Source organism: Allocoprobacillus halotolerans (genome assembly GCF_024399475.1).
Taxonomy (GTDB): Bacteria; Bacillota_I; Bacilli_A; order Erysipelotrichales; family Coprobacillaceae; genus Allocoprobacillus; species Allocoprobacillus halotolerans.
Genome location: NZ_CP101620.1, coordinates 1,180,702 through 1,200,053, shown reverse-complemented (window position 1 = coordinate 1,200,053; position 19,352 = coordinate 1,180,702). Strand labels below are relative to the sequence as shown.

The window sequence follows — 19,352 nt, the reverse complement described above, 5'->3', positions numbered from 1 at the left end:
GCTTTCTTAGTTTGCAACTAGATGATTTCGACCTTCTTCTTTTCTTTCCTGATCTCTTTCATCTTTCGTTTCTTCGCTTTCTTTGTAGAAAGTTTGCTGTTCAGTTTTCAATGTTCCTGCCTTGAATGCATCTTTACAGATACACTCAAAACCAAACAGTATCCACATCTTCTCTCTTCTCCCTAGAAAGGAGGTGATCCATCCCCACGTTCCCGTAGGGATACCTTGTTACGACTTCACCCCAATCATCAGTCCCACCTTAGACAGCTCCCTCCTTGCGGTTGGGCCACCGGCTTCGGGTGTTACCAACTCTCATGGTGTGACGGGCGGTGTGTACAAGGCCCGAGAACGTATTCACCGCGACATGCTGATTCGCGATTACTAGCGATTCCAGCTTCGTGCAGTCGAGTTGCAGACTGCAGTCCGAACTGTGAACGGGTTTCTGGGTTTCGCTCCGCCTCGCGGCTTCGCTGCCCTCTGATCCGTCCATTGTAGCACGTGTGTAGCCCAGGTCATAAGGGGCATGATGATTTGACGTCATCCCCGCCTTCCTCCTCCTTGCAGAGGCAGTCTCGCCAGAGTCCCCAACCTAATGCTGGCAACTGGCAACAGGGGTTGCGCTCGTTGCGGGACTTAACCCAACATCTCACGACACGAGCTGACGACAACCATGCACCACCTGTGTCCGCCATGACTATCTCTCCATCTCTGGAGCCTTTGACGGCATGTCAAGACCTGGTAAGGTTCTTCGCGTTGCTTCGAATTAAACCACATGCTCCACCGCTTGTGCGGCCCCCGTCAATTCCTTTGAGTTTCATTCTTGCGAACGTACTACTCAGGCGAGTGCTTATTGCGTTAACTCCAGCACTGAGGTCTGACCCCCAACACTTAGCACTCATCGTTTACGGCGTGGACTACTAGGGTATCTAATCCTATTTGCTCCCCACGCTTTCGGGACTGAGCGTCAGCTGCACCCCAGACCGCCGCCTTCGCCACTGGTGTTCCTCCATATATCTACGCATTTCACCGCTACACATGGAATTCCGCGATCCTCTGATGCTCTCTAGCTGTGCGGTTTCCACGGCTTACCGAAGTTTAGCTCCGGTCTTTCACCGCAGACCTGCACTGCCGCCTGCTCCCTCTTTACGCCCAATGATTCCGGATAACGCTCGCCACCTACGTATTACCGCTACTGCTGGCACGTAGTTAGCCGTGGCTTCCTCATGAAGTACCGTCACCTGCATGGCATTCCCTCCATCCAGCGTTCTTCCTTCATAACAGAAGTTTACATCACGAATGACTTCTTCCTTCACGCGGCGTTGCTCGGTCAGGCTTTCGCCCATTGCCGAAAATTCCCTACTGCTGCCTCCCGTAGGAGTCTGGGCCGTGTCTCAGTCCCAGTGTGGCCGTCCACCCTCTCAGGCCGGCTACGCATCGTCGCCTTGGTGGGCCGCTGCCCCGCCAACTAGCTAATGCGTCATAAGCCCATCCCCGTGCTGTCCCGTGGGACATTTAACATCATGGTCATGCGACCTCGATGCCTATGCGGTCTTAGCTGCCGTTTCCAGCAGTTATCCCCCTCACAGGGGCAGGTTGCTTATGTCTTACTCACCCGTTCGCCACTCAGTGCTCTTGGCACTGCGTCCGACTTGCATGTATTAGGCACGCCGCCAGCGTTCATCCTGAGCCAGGATCAAACTCTCCATTGTCTCTATCTAAAGACAACTTCCTGTCTTCTTGACTCTTCTTTCTTTTCTTTATCTTCTATTGACGTGTTTACTGTTCAGTTTTCAATGTCCCTGTCGCCCTCTCTCGAGTGCCCATCTATAATACCATCTCTATCTCCCCTTTGCAAGTCTTTTTTTATCTTTTTTTAACTTTTCCTTTTTACCCCCTTTCCATCAATGTTTTTTTCTGCTTGTTTATTTAGATATTTATCAAAAGATTACTCTTTTCTTGTAAAAATATTATTTATTATCATATTTTTATTCTTTTCTACACTATTATTGATAATACAAATATAACTACAATCACCAACATATTTGTATAAAAATATATTTTTTCTATATATAATTTCCCATATTAATTTCATTCATCATAATAACAATATCTAAAACCATCCATATTGAATGAAGATTCCCCGGGTCTTGACCCGGGAATCTTCACGCTTCGCTTATGCGATGCTGTCATATACTCAAATACAACTGCTTATATTCCGTATCTTGTTTGCCCTGTTCTTTCACATATTCTCTGATTACTTTTTCGTTTTGATTTTTACCGACGGATGCGATAAAATATCCGTCGCTCCAGAATTGTCCTCCCCATAGTTGTTTTTTGACCTGCGGACACCCAGCAAATATTTGACTTGCAGTTATACTTTTTATGATTTTTACCAATTTTGAAGGAGCATACTCAGATGTACTTTGAACAAGAAAATGCATATGATCTTTGTCTGCCCCTATTTCAAGAAAATGTATATAATCATATCTCAGTTCTATCCCAAGGCAAATTTGCTTCAGATATTCTTCAACAGAATCATCAAATACTACGCGACGATATTTTGCCGGACAGACAATGTGGTAAACAAGATTACTCGCATTATGTGATAGATGTATAAATTGACTATTTCCCATTAGCATCGCCCTCACTCTCGTATGATTGCGAAATCACTCTGTGATTTCGATAATAAATTGTTTTACACAATTTATTATATCATACTTCGTTCGGCATTACGCAGCAAGCTGCGTGAAATGCCCATTGAGTTCTTCCGTATCCTTCACTCGGATACTTCAGAACTTATTATATCCAATACCACTTTCATCATAAATATATCCTTTTTGTTGTATATAACTTTTTGCATAAGCCTTTATTTCAGCAACCATCATTGGATAACTAGGTTTTGGCTTTATCTCATTTTGCTGTGATGATGAATTATCAGATGGTTTATTCTGTGAACTTGATGAGTTCTGAGTGTTTGAATTTGAGGTTTGACTACTACTCCTGGATGAAGATGAAGTACTACTGTTTGATGGTTTTGATTGAGTATTGGTTGTTGTATTCTTATTAGATTCTTTGCTTGTCGTCGTTTTTGAATCTTCCTTTTTTCACTCTTTCCATCTGATTTAGATGTTGTTTTCTTATCATCAAACTTCTTATTTTCTTCTTTTGAATCATTAGACTTTGACGTGTCCGTTTTTCCCTTTTCCTGATTTACTTTATTCTCATCAGTTTCTTGCTGTTCATCAGTCTTTTCTTTATTAGTAATTGTTTCTGTTGTCTCCTGATTATCTTTTTCTAAAACATACGACTTGCTATTTGGACTGCAACCAGTAACAAGCATTAAAACTAGTAATCCTATTAATATTCTTTTCATGATATCTCTCCACCCTTCATCATTATTATCAGCATATATTTGAGAAAAAGTCTATACTTTTAATCATTTTTATTAAAAATCTGACTTTAGTTTTAATTGATAGGAATCAAATTTATTAGCAATGAAATAAAGATTTGCTTAATTTTTCTTTGTTTTACATAAAAAGAGCAGAAATCTTTATTAGAAATCTGCTCTATTTTTCACGACTTTTTCACGGAATCTACGACATAAAATGCATTTTCACGGAAAAATCAATGACTTTTATCTACTATCTGTATGATACTTGTGTGATTTAAATAGTGCTGATTACATCGCACAAATTTTGATTGTACGCCTGTTATCTATACACTGTATGAGGTTCAATTATTTATTTCTAGGTTTCATTTGTGGGAATAAAATAACTTCTTGGATACTTTCTTGATCAGTCAATAACATAACAAGTCTATCAATTCCCATACCCATTCCACCTGTTAGTCGTAAACCATATTCTATATGTTTCTATATAATCTAAATCTATTTCGTATAGAACAATACAAAAACACAAGCTTTTTCGAGTGTTTATGAGGCATTATATATCTTTAATTTGCAACATTTTCTATTCCACTTTATATGCCATTTAGTATAAATGATATCTAACGCTCTGCTTCTTCCCTCAATTTTTATAATTTCTTCAGTTATTATCTTCAACTTGTGGTCTTATAATTTCTATATATTTAAATTGACCATTTTCATATTCAAAATGTAGAATACAGCAATTAGTAAATCCTCCATGCATATCAACAATAGCTGGATCAACAACACTACTTAAAAACGAATAACAAGCACCACCATGTGAAACAACAAGAACATTTTTATGATCCTCTTTATCCATAATTTCTTTTAAAGTGTTAGACATTCTTTTCACAACATCTTCTAAGTATTCTCCGCCATAATGAGGGAATAAATCATCATAATCAAACGTACCATCTCTTTTAGGATTTAAGTCTTCACTTTCACCCTCAAAAGTACCAAAGTTTCTTTCTTTTAACTGTTTTAATCGCTTATATTCAACCTTATAATCAGTTACTATTTCTAAAGTATCACAACATCTTTCAGATGTAGAACTATAATAATGATCAAATTGAATATCCTTTAAACATTCTCTTGCAACCTCAGCTTGTTTTATTCCTTTGTTTGTTAATGGGGAATCACACCATCCTTGAATTTTTCTTCTTTCATTAAATAATGTTTCTCCATGTCTCATTAAATATAAATGTTTAGTCATATTTCTTTCATCCTTTCTTTATTAATAAATCATCTACACCTCATTAATAATTCATATATTTCTTCACGAGTTAATTCTTTTGGACCAGTGCTAGACACTCCACAAATTTGTGAAACAACTTTTGCAACATCTTTTGTTAATTCATATCCCATTTCAGTAAATGTAGTTGCTAGATTAGCATCTTTAATTAAACGTTCTAATGCTTCAATTCCTTTTAATGCAATATCTTCATCATCACCTTTTTCGTTAACACCCATAACATTTCTTGCAAATCTTGCAAATTTGCTTATCTCATTTTTATATACAGCTCGATAATATGCTGGTTGAATAACTGCAAGTTGTTTACCATGAGTCCCATGTGAGTATGCACCTAATGCATTTTCAATTTGATGTGCTTGGAAATCACCTGGTTTACCAACATTAAATAAGAAAGTTTGAATTAATGATGCATCCCACATTAAATTAGAACGTACCTCTATTGTGTCATGACCATTGATTAATTCTTTCATATTATAAATGATATCTTTCATTAACCCTTCATTCATCAAATCTGATACATTGAAAGTTTTCCCAAAATAAGTTTCCATACAATGTGTTAAACTATCAAAAACTCCTGGCATAAATACCTTATACGGAACACTCATAATATATTGAGGATCTTCAATAACAAATTTAGCATATGGTCCTACTAAAGTTTTCTTTTCATGTTTTGCTTCATATGTTGCAGCACCTAAACAGTCCATTTCAGCTCCTGCGCCTGATAATGTTAAAATGACTGCGAAATTACCCATTTTTTCGGGAATAATACCTTTTTCAAATTCTAGTTCCCAAATATCATCATTAACTTCAGTTCCTGCACAAATGATCTTACAACAATCTACAACCGATCCGCCACCAACAGCAATAATTAAATCAACATCATTTTCTTTATATAATTTGATTCCTTCTAAAACTTTCTCATAAGTTGGATTTGCTGGAATATCAGGGAAATCAATGATATTCTTTCCACACTCATTTAAGACATTGACAACATCATCATAAATTCCATTTTTTTTAACTGACCCTTTTCCATAAGCTATCATGATGTTCTTTCCATAATGTTTCAATTCATTTTTCAAATGCTGTTTAACACCATTTTCTCCAAAATAAACTTTTACTGGCATTTGATACACAAAATCTCTCATAGTAACCCTCCTTATATTTTAAAGACGATGTGTCTCTTACACAAAATATTATAAGTGACACTTTGCCTCTTGTCAATTGATTTTTAAATAATTTTTTGTTATAATGCAATAAAAGGTGGGAAAACAATGGATAAACACTTTATACGAGCAAAAAGTCAGGAAAACAAAATTATAAGATTACAACAAATTATGGATGTTACAGATCGCTTATTTCATGAAAAAACATATCATGAAATTACACTATCTGTCATTGCAAAAGAGGTAGGTCTTGCAAGAGGTGGGTTATATAAATATGTTATATCAAAAGAGGAAATCTTTTTGATGATTTATCTTCAAAAAGAAAAAGCAATGATAGATGACATAGTTGAGCAATTGATAAATAAAAAAATAACTCCTGATTTATTATCAGAAGTTATGAGCAAAACAATATACCAACATTTAGACTTTATTAAATATCACCAAATATTAAATGCTATTATTGAAACAAATGTAACCATTGAAAAACTTGCAGAATTCAAAGTAAAAACATTTGAACATACAAAAAATTTATTCAATATTTTAGAAAAAACATTCAACATAGACAGACAAAAAGCATTTGATATATACCTTACTATTTTATATCACTGTGTTTATTTATACGATCGTGTTGCTTATCAAAAAAATTATATAGAGGCTATGAAACTTGCCAATCTTAAAATAGAAGACATTGATTTTGTAGTACATTTGTACCATTTTATATCTATCATTCTACTTAATATTTAATTCATTTTTATATGAAAACAGCAAGCAAAACAGTTAATACAATAAGCATAAATGGAATTTAATAATTGTAAATCATTTAAATGATTGCATAAAATATATAGGTCTATGAATTTTAAGAAAATATTCAAGATGGAGAAAAAATTCAACTCTTAAAGTGGATTTAACCACTAATTCTATTTTAGTTCAAAAATTAAATTTCTCCTTATAGTAACAAGAAAGGGAATAATCCTTGATTATTCCACCAGCCTTTCACTTTGGTTGGCTTCAGGTCTTTTCTTGCAGCCTGAATAGAGTTATATCTTTCCTTATCCTGTCTATCAGATAATTTTCTATTGTCTGTAAGTTCTTCGATTTGGTTGGGTATAACTCTTTTTTATCTATCATGATGATAACTTCCTTCACTATAGCCACATGGTCTACCCTTGAATAATCATAACCATAATGATTATCATCATGAATGCTTTCTCTAATTACTGATTTGTTATGATACTGTATTTTCTCCACCTTGTCATCAGTGGTTCATTGATGTTTCCATACTTTCTTTTGGATAATCGTTCCCTATATCCCATCCCTCTTCTTGCTATGACATACTTACTGTTGTTTTTCTGAATAATCAAACAGACAAAGATGCTTCATCTCATTCAAAACTGCACATTTATAATTAGGCAAATTAGATACATAAAGGCATCCAATTTTTATCTACATTTCTGTAAATATATCTTTCAATCAATCGCTTCCTTTCATTAATAAAAATTGATAAAGAAAAAACGGTTAATCAAAAATGAAATAACCGTTTTGTTAATGTTATATAAAGTTGTTAAACTGGGATTTATATCAATCTATATCTGGTGCTTGCCCGTTATGAGCCAACCATTGACATTCTGTAATTTCCATGTTACTAAAAGTAGCTTTAAAAGATGAATTTTCTGGACTACATGCGTATATTCCAAAAGAAATTTTATTTACTGCTTTCGACAAATGACAAATACGCATTTGCTGATATATTTTTCCGTCAGCAGAACATTCTATGCAAAAATCATCTTCACGGCGACTAAGTCTATACCACATAGCTTTGACAGAAGCATTGATTTCCGTTGTTGCCCAATCAGAATATCCATCATTTGTTACAACACTTCCTAAATGTTGAAATGTTTCGTTTTCATATTCTATGGAACCTTTAAGCCAATTTTCACTATCTAAATATACAACAACCCCACACTGGTCAAAACGATGCTTACTTTCAAATTCTGTCTTAACTATAAAAGAAAAATACTTTTTCTCTGTACTCATTTGAAAAACAGGTGCATTGTCATTACAAAAATGATAGTATGTTCTCTGCCATAAATCTGTATGTGGTTTAGTAATAATTTCTACTTTTTCTGGTGAAATAACAAAACTCAATGGTTCCCTAGTCCATTCTAATTTATTGACATCAATCTTCATCTTTAATCCTCCTACAATTTCCAATTTATTTACATAAATCATTATAATATTTAAAACACATACTTTCTATATTTTTTCATATTTAAAAAAACAGGAAATCTTATTCGAATTCCTGCTCAAATTCTCAATGTTTTTCACGGAAAATTCACGGCATTTTACGGAAAAAATGCATTTTTACGGAAAAATTCTAACCATTTATCTGTGGTTGTATGCTAGTTGTATACGCCTAAACCACTGATAAAATGGGCGTTTTTTCAGTTGTCTGCTATCTGTATGATACCTGTACTATTTATTTCTTGGTTTCATAGTCTGGAATATCATCACTTTTAATACGCAATTTTAACAGATTTGTTCCTTTATCTGTTTTATATCCTGTTTCATACTCTCTAATAAGGACATCTATTTGTTTTGCACTAACAATGGATAGATTACTCATTGCAGTTGAAAAAAGCATAACCATTGAAATGGCAGTTAATCCTATTTTCTTTAATTTCATTGTAAGCGTCAAATAATAAAGCCCTATAAATAATGATAAAGAAACACTATAATAGGACTGTAATTATTTATTGGATTTCATTTAACGACTAAAAGATCGTATTTCTACGATTTTTTAGTCAGATATATGTTTTCTGGTAATGATTTTGACCATGGCATGATCTTTTCTAGTTCCTTGTCATCATTAATATCTATTTCAGTTAATGCTGTTAAAAGATATTCAAAATAATCATATGGCTTGAGATTATTAAGTTTTGCTGTTTCAAGGAGCGAATAGATTGCTGCACTTGCTTCTGCTCCTTTAACTGTGTTTGAAAACAGCCAGTTGCGACGACCTACGCAGAATGGACGAATTGAATTTTCTGCTCGATTGTTGGATATTTCAATACGACCATCTTCAAGATATAATCTTAAGTTTTCTTCCTGGTTGATGCTGTATGTTAAGGCTTGGCTGAGTTTGGTCTTTTCAACTGCTACTTTTGCACATTCCTTGACATCCTTGAAGAAATTATCAATGATTGGCTTTGCTTCTTTTTGCCTTGTGTCTTTGATCTCTTCATAGCTTTTGCCTTTTAATTTCTTTTCAAGCGTAAAAAGCTTATTGATCTTATGAAGAAGTCTGTAACTTGCAGTACCTTTTAGATCTGTATCAGATGGTGCACCATCAAGTGCTTCTAAATACTTTCGACGACAATGTGCCCAGCATCCCATGTGTCTGATATCATCAAGTTTGTCATAGGCCTGATATCCATCTGTCTGAAGTATATTATGATATCCTTCAAGATGTTTCTTTGCATGTTCATGACCTCTTGTGTTTTCATAAATGAAATGAACAATTTGCTTGTCTTCACTTCGTCCTGTCTTGTATACCCACATATAGGATTTTGTTGTTGGTTTCTGGTCTGGAACATTCAAAACCTGATTCGTTGTTTCATCCGCATGCAGATATTCACTTTGAAGAAGTGTCTTATGCATATAATCAGTCATTCTTTTGAAATATTCATCATGAAGCTTGATCATCCAGTTGGCCATTGTCTGTCTTGATAGTTTCAATCCAATCTGATTGAACATCACTTCCTGTCTGTATAAAGGCAATGCCTTATTGAATTTATTATCAATAATATATGATAAAAGTGATGGTGATGCAAAACTCTTATAGATAACGGAAGCTTTCATATCTGCCTTGAATATTTTTGATTTTAATGAATCTTCCTCACATCTGTCACAGGTATAGACATATTGAACATGCTCAATAACTTCATACCTTGCAGGATAATAGACAAGTTCTTTTCTGATGTTTTCACCAATCTTTCTTAATGGCTCACCACAGTCAGGACAGTTCTTGTTTTCTAGATCATAAATCTTTGTTACAGCGGGTAATGATGAAATATCAATGCCACGTTTATTGTTTTTCTTTTTTCGTTTATATGTCACTTCTTCAAGTTTTGGTTCTGCTTTGATTGGAGTTGATTCAATTTCAATTTCATCAAAAAGAGAAATCTGGTCAGGAAGAACAGTTTTTTCTGATGATGAACCAAAAGCTTCTTCTGCTGAAGTCTGATCTGCTGACTGTACCAGTTTAACTGTTCACTTAAAACATTGATCTCGTTATCCTGTCTTTTGATTCTTTCTTCAAGCATATTGATTTTTTTGATTAGTTCTTCCTGACTTAGATTTCTCAGATCCATTGTATAATTCACTCCATATCTTAATAATTCAACGAATAGTATTGTACCATACTTCAATATGAATTATTAGATGAGAAGCTGTTTTTCTTTGAATTTTTCTTCAAATTCAAGGCCTTCCAAAAGCCAGTTGAGCTGAGTGGAAGTTATTTTTCTTGTATTGGAATCATCATGTTCTTCAATCTTGAACCTGCCATGTTCAAGTCTTTTGATGAACAGCCAGAAACCATTGGATTCATAATAGAGTATCTTGATCCTGTTTCTGGCTTTGTTTGTAAAGATAAACAAACTATGATCAAGAACATTCATCTGAAACTGAAGATTCACGATCTGTGTCAAACCATCAATCGACTTTCGCATATCAACATAATGGCTTGAAACATATATATTCTTGATTTCATCGGTGTTAATGATCATTTTAATGCACCAATGACTTTATCAAGCAATGAAGAATCAAATTCAACAGTATGACCATCAATATTCATCGATACAAGAGCTGGCATGTCATCAATAACTCCAACAGGCAGAAAGATATCAGTAGAAACCGAATCCTTTTGAATCTTCCTTTTATTTTTATAGAAAGAGCTGAGAGCAAGATGATGTTCATCACAGTATTTATTAACAGTGAGTCCACTGTTCAGCTGATCATCAATGATCTTTTTCCAATCATATTTCATGTAGCTAAACCTCCTTTTCAATTGGTAGTTACATTTTATATGATTTGTTTTATAAATATCAGTGCTATTTCATTTGACGCTTACATTTCAACCTTAGATATGAATATGAATACAAACTCTTATTATGAAGGAACAATTAATCAAAACAACGAAGCTAAAAATATCACATTGACATTAGATAGTTCTTCCAAAATCAAATTAACTGGAGATTCTTATGTATCATCATTAGAAAATAGTGATTCTACAAATAGTAATATTGACTTTAACGGATACAAACTCTACGTCAATGGTACTGCCATCAATTAAAAATCTATACTCAAACAAAAATAGAAGGGTCATATGTTATAACAAAATGACCCTTTTTAAATATTATTAATTCTGATAACCAAATAAATTCTTACACAATCAATTGATATATTATTTAACTCTATTTTATATTTATGAACAACATTTCTATTTTTTTCCACACTTTGATAATCTTAAAATAAGAATACATATCCCAAATAATATATATTACATTTCAAATTGCCATCAAAAACAATATTTACAATAAATCTATTTAGTCATTCGATTAACTTTTATAAAAATACTTGCATCCTTTAGTTTTTAAAAATACATTATTTTCCAATCTAAGTAAACTTACATTAAAAATCATAAGGATCGGATACTGTAAAATCTTTTTCCGACAATTCTTTATCATCAGGCAACCATTGCATTAAATCTCTTATTGCTTTTTCCAATGCTTCTTCTTCACTACTTCCTTCGCCATATCCTGCGTTCTCAAACCCAGTTTTATCAATATACATTAAATTGGTAATAGCAACAAAAGTTCCAGACTGTTTTTCCAAAACTTTAACTCGAAATTTCCCCCATGGTGTTTTTTTTATTTCACCTATTTCATATTCTGCAACTACCTTCTCAATTTCCGCAATATCATCTATTTTAATGTCTTTCCATGACATGTATAATCACCTCATTATCTTCCTGTTTTTCCAAAAGAAATGATATTTTTGTTATAATCCAATTCAATATATACTACATGCAACGATTATGCATGTTATAAGACTAAACCCTATACCGATTTTTATTTTCACTTGCTTATTTAAGTTCTTCATAATATTGCACCTCACTCTTTTATAGGTAGTGTCAAAAGTTGCTATATGACAACACAAATGCACTACTCTTGATTTGTTTTATTTGTTCTATTTTAATAATAATTTGTATTCTTATTTTTTTACTATTTCTCTAAAATTTGTATTAAAAAAGTGAAATATCCATGTTATAGTATTCTTTACACAAAATCTAACGAAAGGATATTTCACATGAATACTATAACACATATCTTAAATAATTTAAATTCTTTTTCTAAATCTAACTTTAAGTTTTCCAAATATATTGATTTCTTTCAGTTGATAAAGTCTATCCCTCATTCTGTTGAGTATCATCTTAATTCCTCTGATTTTATTTATCACCTTGAGCAGGTGACAACCCGTCTTTAGGAGTTCTCACTATATTTTTTAGTAATCCTTTTTTATCAAATATTATATTATGCCGATTTTATCGGCTTTTTTTGTTTTTTATCTTTTTTTATTTATTTTTTTATGTTATAATTTATATAGTGATACTAGTGATATCTATTATGGAGGTTATTTATGGCTTATTTTCTTAAAAAAACTCATCGTAACGGGCGTACCTACCTTTCTATCGTGGAAAGTTACTATTCCCCTCAAAAACGCTGTGGAGCTCACCGCACCTTTAAATCCCTCGCTTCTGTCGAATCTTGGAAAGCCAAAGGAATTGATGATCCTATCGCTCATTTCCAAAAAGAAGTCAATGCTCTTAATGATGAAATTTCTAACAGTCAGGCTCTCAAAATTTCTGAATCATCTCCTGAACTTTATTTAGGATATTTTCCTTTTGTTTCTTTACTGAATAAAATGAATATCAAAAAGTTTGTTGACTATTTCAATATTTCCAATTCTTTTGAATTTGATCTGTACGAATTGCTTTCCTCTCTTATTTTTGCCCGACTTGTGAATCCTTGCAGTAAATACAGAACTTTTCATGAAGTTATTCCTCAATTGAGAGGTGCCACTCATTTTTCTTATAATCAGCTTCTAGACGGTCTTGCATTCATGGGCAATGATTACGGCAAGTTCATCGAGATTTTTAATGAGCAGATGAAGAAAGTCTATAATATCAATACTTCAAGGACTTATTTTGATTGTACCAATTTCTATTTTGAAATCGATAAAGAAGATAATTTTAGACGAAAGGGTCCATCAAAAGAAAATAGAAAAGACCCTATTGTGAGTTTAGGGCTATTGCTTGATGCCAATCAAATCCCTATTGGCATGAAGCTGTTTCCTGGTAATGAAAGTGAAAAGCCAGTCTTAAGAGATGTGATTCAGGCTCTTAAAAAGAAAAACCAAATTTCAGGAAAAACTATACATGTAGCTGACAAGGGATTGAACTGCACTCAAAACATTGCTTTTTCTAAAGAAAATGGAGATGGCTATTTATTCTCCAAATCTGTCAAGACTCTCCCTGAAAAAGAAAAGATATGGGTATTGTTGAATAATGAAGACTGGAAAGAAATAAAAAATGATAATGGTACATTATTATACAGATATAAGTCATGCATTGACAAATTTCCTTATCATATAGAAATTGACGGGAAAAAGAAGACTATATATTTTACTGAGAAACGAGTAGTGACTTATAATCCAAAGCTTGCATCTAAAAAAAGATATGAAATCAGCAAACAGGTTGAAAAGGCAAGAAGCCTATGTTACAGTCAGGCAAAAAGAGCCGAATATGGAGATCTAGGAAAATACGTTAATTTCACTAATGAAAATGGAGAAAAAGCAAAGGCAGCAATCAATAAAGACATCATAGAAAAAGAACTTGAACTGGCAGGTTATAATTTATTGATCACATCAGAAACAAATATGAAGTCAACAGACATCTACAATACCTATCACAATTTATGGAGGATAGAAGAATCATTTAGAATAATGAAATCCGATTTGGATGCCAGACCAGTATTCCTTCAAAAAGAAAACAGTATAAAGGGACATTTTTTGATATGTTACCTGGCAGTATTATTGGAAAGAATATCCCAATTCAAAATCTTGAACAATAAATATAGTACACAGGAAATTATGAAATTTGTAAAAAGTTTTAAGATAGTCAAGGGAGAAAGTAAATATATCAACGTAACAACATCAAGCAAGTTCATAAAAGACTTTGAACAAATGACAAAATTACCGTTAACAAATTATTACTTGACAGAAAGGCAAGTAAAACAAATATTCAGGTACAAAATATAAAAAAGCAGTAGCAATCACTTAAAAGATTACTACTGTTTTTCAATGAAAGTCTCACTATATTTTAATGTTGGATACCAAAGTCAGGTACTATAACACATATCTTAAATAATTTAAATTCTTTTTCTAAATCTAACTTTAAGTTTTCCAAATATATTGATTTCTTTCAGTTGATAAAGTCTATCCCTCATTCTGTTGAGTATCATCTTAATTCCTCTGATTTTATTTATCACCTTGAGCAGGTGACAATCCATCTCGACTGGATGATTGATTTCTTTGATAAACACATCAATCCCACTCTTAAAAAAGAGTTTAAGAAATTAAAGAAATCCAATAAGAATGATCATACCATTCCTTATGCCGACTTTAAAATTGACGAGCCTCCTGTCTTCAAAAAGGAAGCACCTGTTCAGCTGAGTTTTGAAGATATTCTTAGAAATGCATTAAAGGATGGTCGTCCTATCAAGCCTGTCAACAGAAGAAACAATAATTTTGACTTTAAGGGTGTCTGCCCTTTTTGTGGTGCTCCTCATGAATATATCTATGACAACAATGGTCGCGGTCAGTTCATGTGCAAGGTATGCTGCCAGACATTCTCCCTGAAGATCTCTCTTTCCGGTGAAACGGGCATCTTCTGTCCTCATTGTGGCAAAAAGCTTGATATGAAGCACGACCGCCAGGGATATCTTGTTTTTGTATGCCCAAGCATGAAATGCCCCTATTACATCAAAAACAAAAAGCTTGTCGATGAAGGAAAGGGAGAACACCTTCTGACTTCAAGCAATCAGTACAGGCTTCGCTATCACTATCGTGACTTCAAGTTCAATCTTGACAGTCTTAAAAAGGCTGAAGAAAACATCACAACTCCTGTCAATCTTTCAAGAATTCATTTTGATCACAGAATCCTTGGATTGGCATTGACCTATTACGTCAACTATGGTCTTTCTTCAAGAAAGACTGCACTGATCATCAGGGAAGTCCATGGCTTTAAAATATCACACCAGACAGTCATCAACTATGCGACAACTGTATCACGTCTGGTCAAGCCTCTTGTTGACAGGTATCCATACAGGCTTGGCTCCATATTGTCCGGCGATGAAACCTATATTAAGATAAGAGGCAAGAATCATTACGTGTTCTTCTGGTCTGATCCCAAGACAAAGATCATCACTTCTTACACAATTTATCCCGTAAGAGATACAAAATGTGCCTGTACATCTATTTATGAGTGTCTAAGTCATTACAGTGAAATCCCAGATGACATGACTCTTATAACAGATGGGAATCCAATCTATAATGCAGCACAGGTTTTCTTTGAAATCAATGGAATCAAGTTTGACCTGCATCAGGTCATCGGTGTAAAGAATCTTGATGAGGAATCACAGAAATACAGACCTTTCAAGCAGATTGAGGAGCGCCTCAACAGGACATACAAGCAAAACTATCAGGGAACAAATGGCTATGACAGGCTTGAATGTGCAAATAGTTATATGGTCCTGTTTGTATGCTTCTTCAATTTCTTAAGAAGGCATTCAGCACTGAACTATAAGACGCCTGTTGATGACGGTCTGTTCAAAAAGGATATGCTTATGCCTGACAGATGGCTGCAACTTATCGAGTACAGCTCACAATATCACGCAGCATAGAAAGTTCACCATTTTTAAAAAAATGACGTGAGAAACGATACCCTCATTGCGCCCAAAAATGGGCTTTTTTATTGGAAAGATGGCAGTCCGTAAATTTTGGAAAAAGACAAAGAAAGATTTTCAAATAAATGCATCCTGCCAGAGTCATCGTACACTTTGTAAAGTTGCAAAGAGTAAAACTTTCATAGATTTTTGACTCTACCCTTTTATATTATCATCACAAAAACGATTTAATGTCTATATAAACATCAATTTATTTATAAAAATGTGACATACAGATTGCACAAACTCCAATAAAAAAAGGTCTATTTTTAGTGCTTGAAATCCCATTATTTTAGGATGACATACACGGTAAATAGACTTTTTAAGAATGAATGAAAAATCGAAATTATGTTGATTATATCGACACAATTTCAACGACATCCACATTGCACATTAAATTTGGTGGAGGCGAGGGGAATCGAACCCCTGTCCAAAAGCCGTCCCATATGAAACGTCTACAGCTTATCTTGTCGAATGAATTTAACTAAGCTACGATCCACAAGCAGTCTTTCACTTAGCGATTCTGTTGATTTTCGTGATATAAAGTCAGACCCTTTATACCCTTAACCTATTAGATATTTTACCAGTTCTATAACCATAGGTATGTTATAGGCTGATATTCGCTAAAGTCTAACGTCGACTAGCAAGCGAAAGATAATTGTTGTCTGTTTCCAGATATTTTTTGTTTGCAATTAACGTATGCCCACGGCTGCAGTTCCATTCAAACTGACCCCTGTCGAATCCAAGACGCCCCCATTAGTAAGCATTTTTCAATGCTCTTTCCATATCTCTTTTCGCATCTTTGGCTTTTAAATCCTGACGTTTGTCATACAATTTTTTACCTCGAGCCAAAGCAATCTCTACTTTTAATTTAGACGTATTAAAATAAAGTTTCGTTGGAACAATCGTTAAACCATTTTCTTTCACTTCTCTTTGTAATTTCTTAATTTGCTTTTTATGCAACAATAATTTTCTATTACGAAGTGGCTCATGATTAAAGATATTTCCTTGTTCATAAGGAGCAATATGCATGTTTTCAATAAATGCTTCATCATTTTTCATACGAATAAAAGCATCTTTTAAATTCACATGACCCAAACGAACAGATTTAATTTCTGTCCCTTTTAATTCTATTCCAGCTTCATATGTTTCTAAAATAAAGTAATCATGAAAAGCTTTCTTATTTTGTGTCACAATCTTCATGCATATCACATCCTTTCTATCTATGTCTTCTTGTTTGTCTTTTATTAGACTTATTTATTTTACCCTTTTTTGTTCGTTTTGTCTTTACTTTTCTATCATTAATTTTCACAATCTTCGTTTTTTCTTTCTTGACTCCATTCCTACAACTTCAAAATCAATTGTACGTTCTTTTTTATCACAAGCTACAACTCTAACTTTGACTTTATCAGATAATTTAAATATCTTACCTGTTCTTTCTCCAGTCAAGATCATTTGTTCTTCATTATAATGATAATAATCATCAGTTAAATCAGTAATATGAACCAAACCATCAATTGTATTCTGTAATTCAACAAAGAAACCAAAAGAAGTCACTGAAGAAATCATTCCTTCAAATTCTTCCCCAATATGTTTTGACATATACTCAGCCATCTTCATATCAGTCACTTCTCGTTCAATATCCACAGCCTCTTTTTCTCTTAAAGAAGATTGTTCAGCCAATTCAGGAATCACTTCTTCAAAATGAGCAGTCTGTTTATAATCCTGTTTAAATAGGAATGTACGAATTAAACGATGAACCAATAAATCCGGATAACGTCGAATTGGTGAAGTAAAATGTGTATAATACTCATCAGCCAAACCAAAATGTCCTAAACACTTAGCATCATAACGTGCTTTTTGCATACATCTTAATAATAACGTTGAGACAATGACATGTTCTTCAGTTCCTTTGGAAGCTTGAATAATTGCATTTAGTTCATTAGGAAAAACATGTTCTAATGAACCTTTAATTGTATATCCTAAAGGTTTTACAATATTGGCAAATTGTTGAAGTTTTTTCAATTTTGGTTGTTCATGAACACGATAAATAAATGGTAAATCCATCCATTTAAAATGTTCGGCAACTGTTTCATTCGCTTTCAACATAAATTCTTCAATAATTTTATCAGAAGTTCCACGTGTTCTTAATACAACATCTGTAGGTGTTCCTGTTTTATCCACAAGCACCTTGGCTTCATCCACATCAAAGTCGATAGCCCCGCGTTCATCACGTGTTTTTCTTAATAAAGTTGCTAGTTCCTGCATCAAGAAAAACAATGGAACTGCTGGTGCATATTCTTTTTGTAACTCTTGGTCACCATCTAAAATCTTATTCACATTATTATATGTCATACGATAAGAAGAATGAATCACAGATGGAATAATTTCATGGTTAACTACTTCACCATGTTTATTAATTTCCATGATACAACTAATTGTATAACGATCAGCGCGAGGATTTAATGAACAAATTCCATTAGATAGCTTATGTGGTAGCATAGGAATCACACGATCAACTAAATAAATAGACGTTCCTCTTTTAATTGCTTCTTTATCCAATGGTGAATTTTCTGACACATAATAAGACACATCTGCAATATGTACACCTAATTGATAATGTCCATTTTCTAATTTTTTCAAAGAAATAGCATCATCTAAATCTTTTGCATCATCACCATCAATTGTGACAATTAATTCAGTTCTTAAATCTCTACGATTTTTAATATCACTTGGATCAATTTCATCTTGAATATCTTCAATCTGTTCATAGACTTCCTTAGGGAATTCAATATCCACATCATGTGCATGAACAATAGATAAAATATCCACACCTGGATCATTACGATGTCCAATAATCTTTACAATATCACCTTTGATTTGTGGTTTAAAAGTTTTAATTTCCACAACAACCTTATGTCCTGGCATCGCTCCATGCATATGTGCTGAATCTACAATAATTGGTTTATCAAACTTTTGATCATCAGTTTTTACAATATAATCTTTACGTCCTCGTTTAACTTCTCCAACATATCTTAACTGTCCTCGTTTAAGAACACGTACAACACGTCCTTCTTCACGTTGTCCATGTGACTTGATTTTTTCTATCAACACCGTATCATGGTTAAGCGCATCTTTCATCTGAGAATCATGAATATAAAATTCTCTTTCTTCATCCACTTTCACAAAACCAAAACCACGTTTATTTAATTCTAAAACACCTTTATAATATTGAAGTTGATTAATTAAATAATAGTCATTAATACGACTTCTAATAATGAGTCCTTCATCTTCCATTTCATTAATCAATTTAATAAACGATACATAATCCTGTGTATCCATCATATGAAAATGTTCAGCTAATTCTTGAATCTTTCTTCTTGTATAATTACGATCAGCCAATAACTCTAATATTTCTTCTTTCATTTTTTCACCTCACTTTTAGTTTATCC

The 19,352-nt window shown here is 33.5% G+C and carries 19 protein-coding genes, 1 rRNA gene, 1 other RNA gene and 1 pseudogene; 4 read left to right on the top strand and 18 right to left on the bottom strand.

The genetic code is table 11. From position 1 onward, the window contains the following. Nucleotides 1–6: 6 nt before the first annotated feature. The 7 genes and pseudogenes from NMU03_RS07115 to NMU03_RS07085 form a co-directional block, all read right to left on the bottom strand. A complete protein-coding gene (locus NMU03_RS07115; protein ID WP_290137913.1) occupies nt 7–168 on the bottom strand; it encodes a hypothetical protein in 162 nt (53 codons plus the stop codon). An 18-nt stretch (nt 169–186) separates the two neighbouring features. Continuing rightward, nucleotides 187–1,709 (bottom strand): 16S ribosomal RNA (locus NMU03_RS07110). A 477-nt stretch (nt 1,710–2,186) separates the two neighbouring features. After that, on the bottom strand, nt 2,187–2,633 hold the full coding sequence (gene tnpA, locus NMU03_RS07105; protein ID WP_290141943.1) for an IS200/IS605 family transposase: 447 nt from the start codon (nt 2,631–2,633) through the stop codon (nt 2,187–2,189). A gap of 272 nt (nt 2,634–2,905) precedes the next feature. Next, nucleotides 2,906–3,373: a hypothetical protein gene (locus NMU03_RS07100; RefSeq protein WP_290141942.1), complete on the bottom strand. Its 468-nt coding sequence runs from the start codon at nt 3,371–3,373 to the stop codon at nt 2,906–2,908. 363 nt (nt 3,374–3,736) lie between these two features. Then, nucleotides 3,737–3,893 (bottom strand): annotated as a pseudogene (locus NMU03_RS07095) (amino acid--tRNA ligase-related protein); the annotation flags it as partial. A gap of 150 nt (nt 3,894–4,043) precedes the next feature. Continuing rightward, on the bottom strand, nt 4,044–4,637 hold the full coding sequence (locus NMU03_RS07090) for a histidine phosphatase family protein (RefSeq protein ID WP_290141941.1): 594 nt from the start codon (nt 4,635–4,637) through the stop codon (nt 4,044–4,046). Between the two features lie 29 nt (nt 4,638–4,666). Then, on the bottom strand, nt 4,667–5,821 hold the full coding sequence (locus tag NMU03_RS07085) for an iron-containing alcohol dehydrogenase (RefSeq protein ID WP_290141940.1): 1,155 nt from the start codon (nt 5,819–5,821) through the stop codon (nt 4,667–4,669). A gap of 126 nt (nt 5,822–5,947) precedes the next feature. Here NMU03_RS07085 and NMU03_RS07080 point away from each other — a divergent pair, with 126 nt between their 5' ends. Then, the gene (locus NMU03_RS07080; protein ID WP_290141939.1) at nt 5,948–6,583 is read left to right on the top strand and encodes a TetR/AcrR family transcriptional regulator; all 636 of its coding nucleotides are present in this window, start codon (nt 5,948–5,950) and stop codon (nt 6,581–6,583) included. 264 nt (nt 6,584–6,847) lie between these two features. Here NMU03_RS07080 and NMU03_RS07075 read toward each other — a convergent pair whose 3' ends face one another. The 7 genes from NMU03_RS07075 to tnpA (NMU03_RS07045) all read right to left on the bottom strand — a co-directional run bounded on the left by NMU03_RS07075 (nt 6,848) and on the right by tnpA (NMU03_RS07045) (nt 10,883). Then, on the bottom strand, nt 6,848–7,087 hold the full coding sequence (locus NMU03_RS07075) for a hypothetical protein (RefSeq protein ID WP_290141938.1): 240 nt from the start codon (nt 7,085–7,087) through the stop codon (nt 6,848–6,850). 330 nt (nt 7,088–7,417) lie between these two features. Continuing rightward, on the bottom strand, nt 7,418–8,026 hold the full coding sequence (locus NMU03_RS07070; RefSeq protein ID WP_290141937.1) for a DUF1349 domain-containing protein: 609 nt from the start codon (nt 8,024–8,026) through the stop codon (nt 7,418–7,420). A 289-nt stretch (nt 8,027–8,315) separates the two neighbouring features. After that, a complete protein-coding gene (locus NMU03_RS07065; RefSeq protein ID WP_290141936.1) occupies nt 8,316–8,522 on the bottom strand; it encodes a hypothetical protein in 207 nt (68 codons plus the stop codon). Between the two features lie 104 nt (nt 8,523–8,626). Further along, nucleotides 8,627–9,955, bottom strand: a complete 1,329-nt coding sequence (gene tnpC, locus NMU03_RS07060) for an IS66 family transposase (RefSeq protein ID WP_290141934.1) — start codon at nt 9,953–9,955, stop codon at nt 8,627–8,629. Beyond that, nucleotides 9,952–10,209 carry a hypothetical protein gene (locus NMU03_RS07055; RefSeq protein WP_290138210.1) on the bottom strand — a complete coding sequence of 86 codons (258 nt, stop codon included), beginning with the start codon at nt 10,207–10,209 and terminating at the stop codon, nt 9,952–9,954. The genes tnpC and NMU03_RS07055 overlap by 4 nt, the downstream gene beginning before the upstream one ends. Nucleotides 10,210–10,275: 66 nt before the next feature. After that, nucleotides 10,276–10,623, bottom strand: coding sequence for an IS66 family insertion sequence element accessory protein TnpB (gene tnpB, locus NMU03_RS07050; protein ID WP_290140619.1), 348 nt, complete (start codon nt 10,621–10,623; stop codon nt 10,276–10,278). Next, a complete protein-coding gene (gene tnpA / locus NMU03_RS07045) occupies nt 10,620–10,883 on the bottom strand; it encodes an IS66 family insertion sequence element accessory protein TnpA (RefSeq protein ID WP_290138208.1) in 264 nt (87 codons plus the stop codon). The genes tnpB and tnpA (NMU03_RS07045) overlap by 4 nt, the downstream gene beginning before the upstream one ends. A gap of 39 nt (nt 10,884–10,922) precedes the next feature. Between tnpA (NMU03_RS07045) and NMU03_RS07040 the strand changes: the two genes are divergently transcribed. After that, nucleotides 10,923–11,189, top strand: a complete 267-nt coding sequence (locus NMU03_RS07040) for a hypothetical protein (protein WP_290141933.1) — start codon at nt 10,923–10,925, stop codon at nt 11,187–11,189. A gap of 338 nt (nt 11,190–11,527) precedes the next feature. Here the strand turns inward: NMU03_RS07040 and NMU03_RS07035 are convergent, their stop codons facing one another. Further along, the gene (locus tag NMU03_RS07035) at nt 11,528–11,845 is read right to left on the bottom strand and encodes a hypothetical protein (RefSeq protein WP_290141932.1); all 318 of its coding nucleotides are present in this window, start codon (nt 11,843–11,845) and stop codon (nt 11,528–11,530) included. 690 nt (nt 11,846–12,535) lie between these two features. Here NMU03_RS07035 and NMU03_RS07030 point away from each other — a divergent pair. Together NMU03_RS07030 and NMU03_RS07025 are read left to right on the top strand one after the other, a co-directional pair. Continuing rightward, nucleotides 12,536–14,215 (top strand): IS1634 family transposase, encoded by a 1,680-nt coding sequence (locus NMU03_RS07030; protein ID WP_290141931.1) that lies wholly within the window; start codon nt 12,536–12,538, stop codon nt 14,213–14,215. Between the two features lie 167 nt (nt 14,216–14,382). Then, entirely contained in the window at nt 14,383–15,858 is a 1,476-nt protein-coding gene (locus tag NMU03_RS07025; RefSeq protein ID WP_290141930.1) for a DDE-type integrase/transposase/recombinase, read from the top strand. Between the two features lie 442 nt (nt 15,859–16,300). On the opposite strand, the gene ssrA is transcribed toward NMU03_RS07025, so the two are convergent. The 3 genes from ssrA to rnr form a co-directional block, all read right to left on the bottom strand. Continuing rightward, nucleotides 16,301–16,655: a transfer-messenger RNA gene (gene ssrA / locus NMU03_RS07020) on the bottom strand. Nucleotide 16,656: 1 nt separating this feature from the next. After that, nucleotides 16,657–17,103, bottom strand: a complete 447-nt coding sequence (smpB, locus tag NMU03_RS07015) for an SsrA-binding protein SmpB (protein WP_290141929.1) — start codon at nt 17,101–17,103, stop codon at nt 16,657–16,659. A gap of 105 nt (nt 17,104–17,208) precedes the next feature. Beyond that, nucleotides 17,209–19,326: a ribonuclease R gene (rnr, locus tag NMU03_RS07010; RefSeq protein WP_290141927.1), complete on the bottom strand. Its 2,118-nt coding sequence runs from the start codon at nt 19,324–19,326 to the stop codon at nt 17,209–17,211. Between the last annotated feature and the right edge of the window lie 26 nt (nt 19,327–19,352).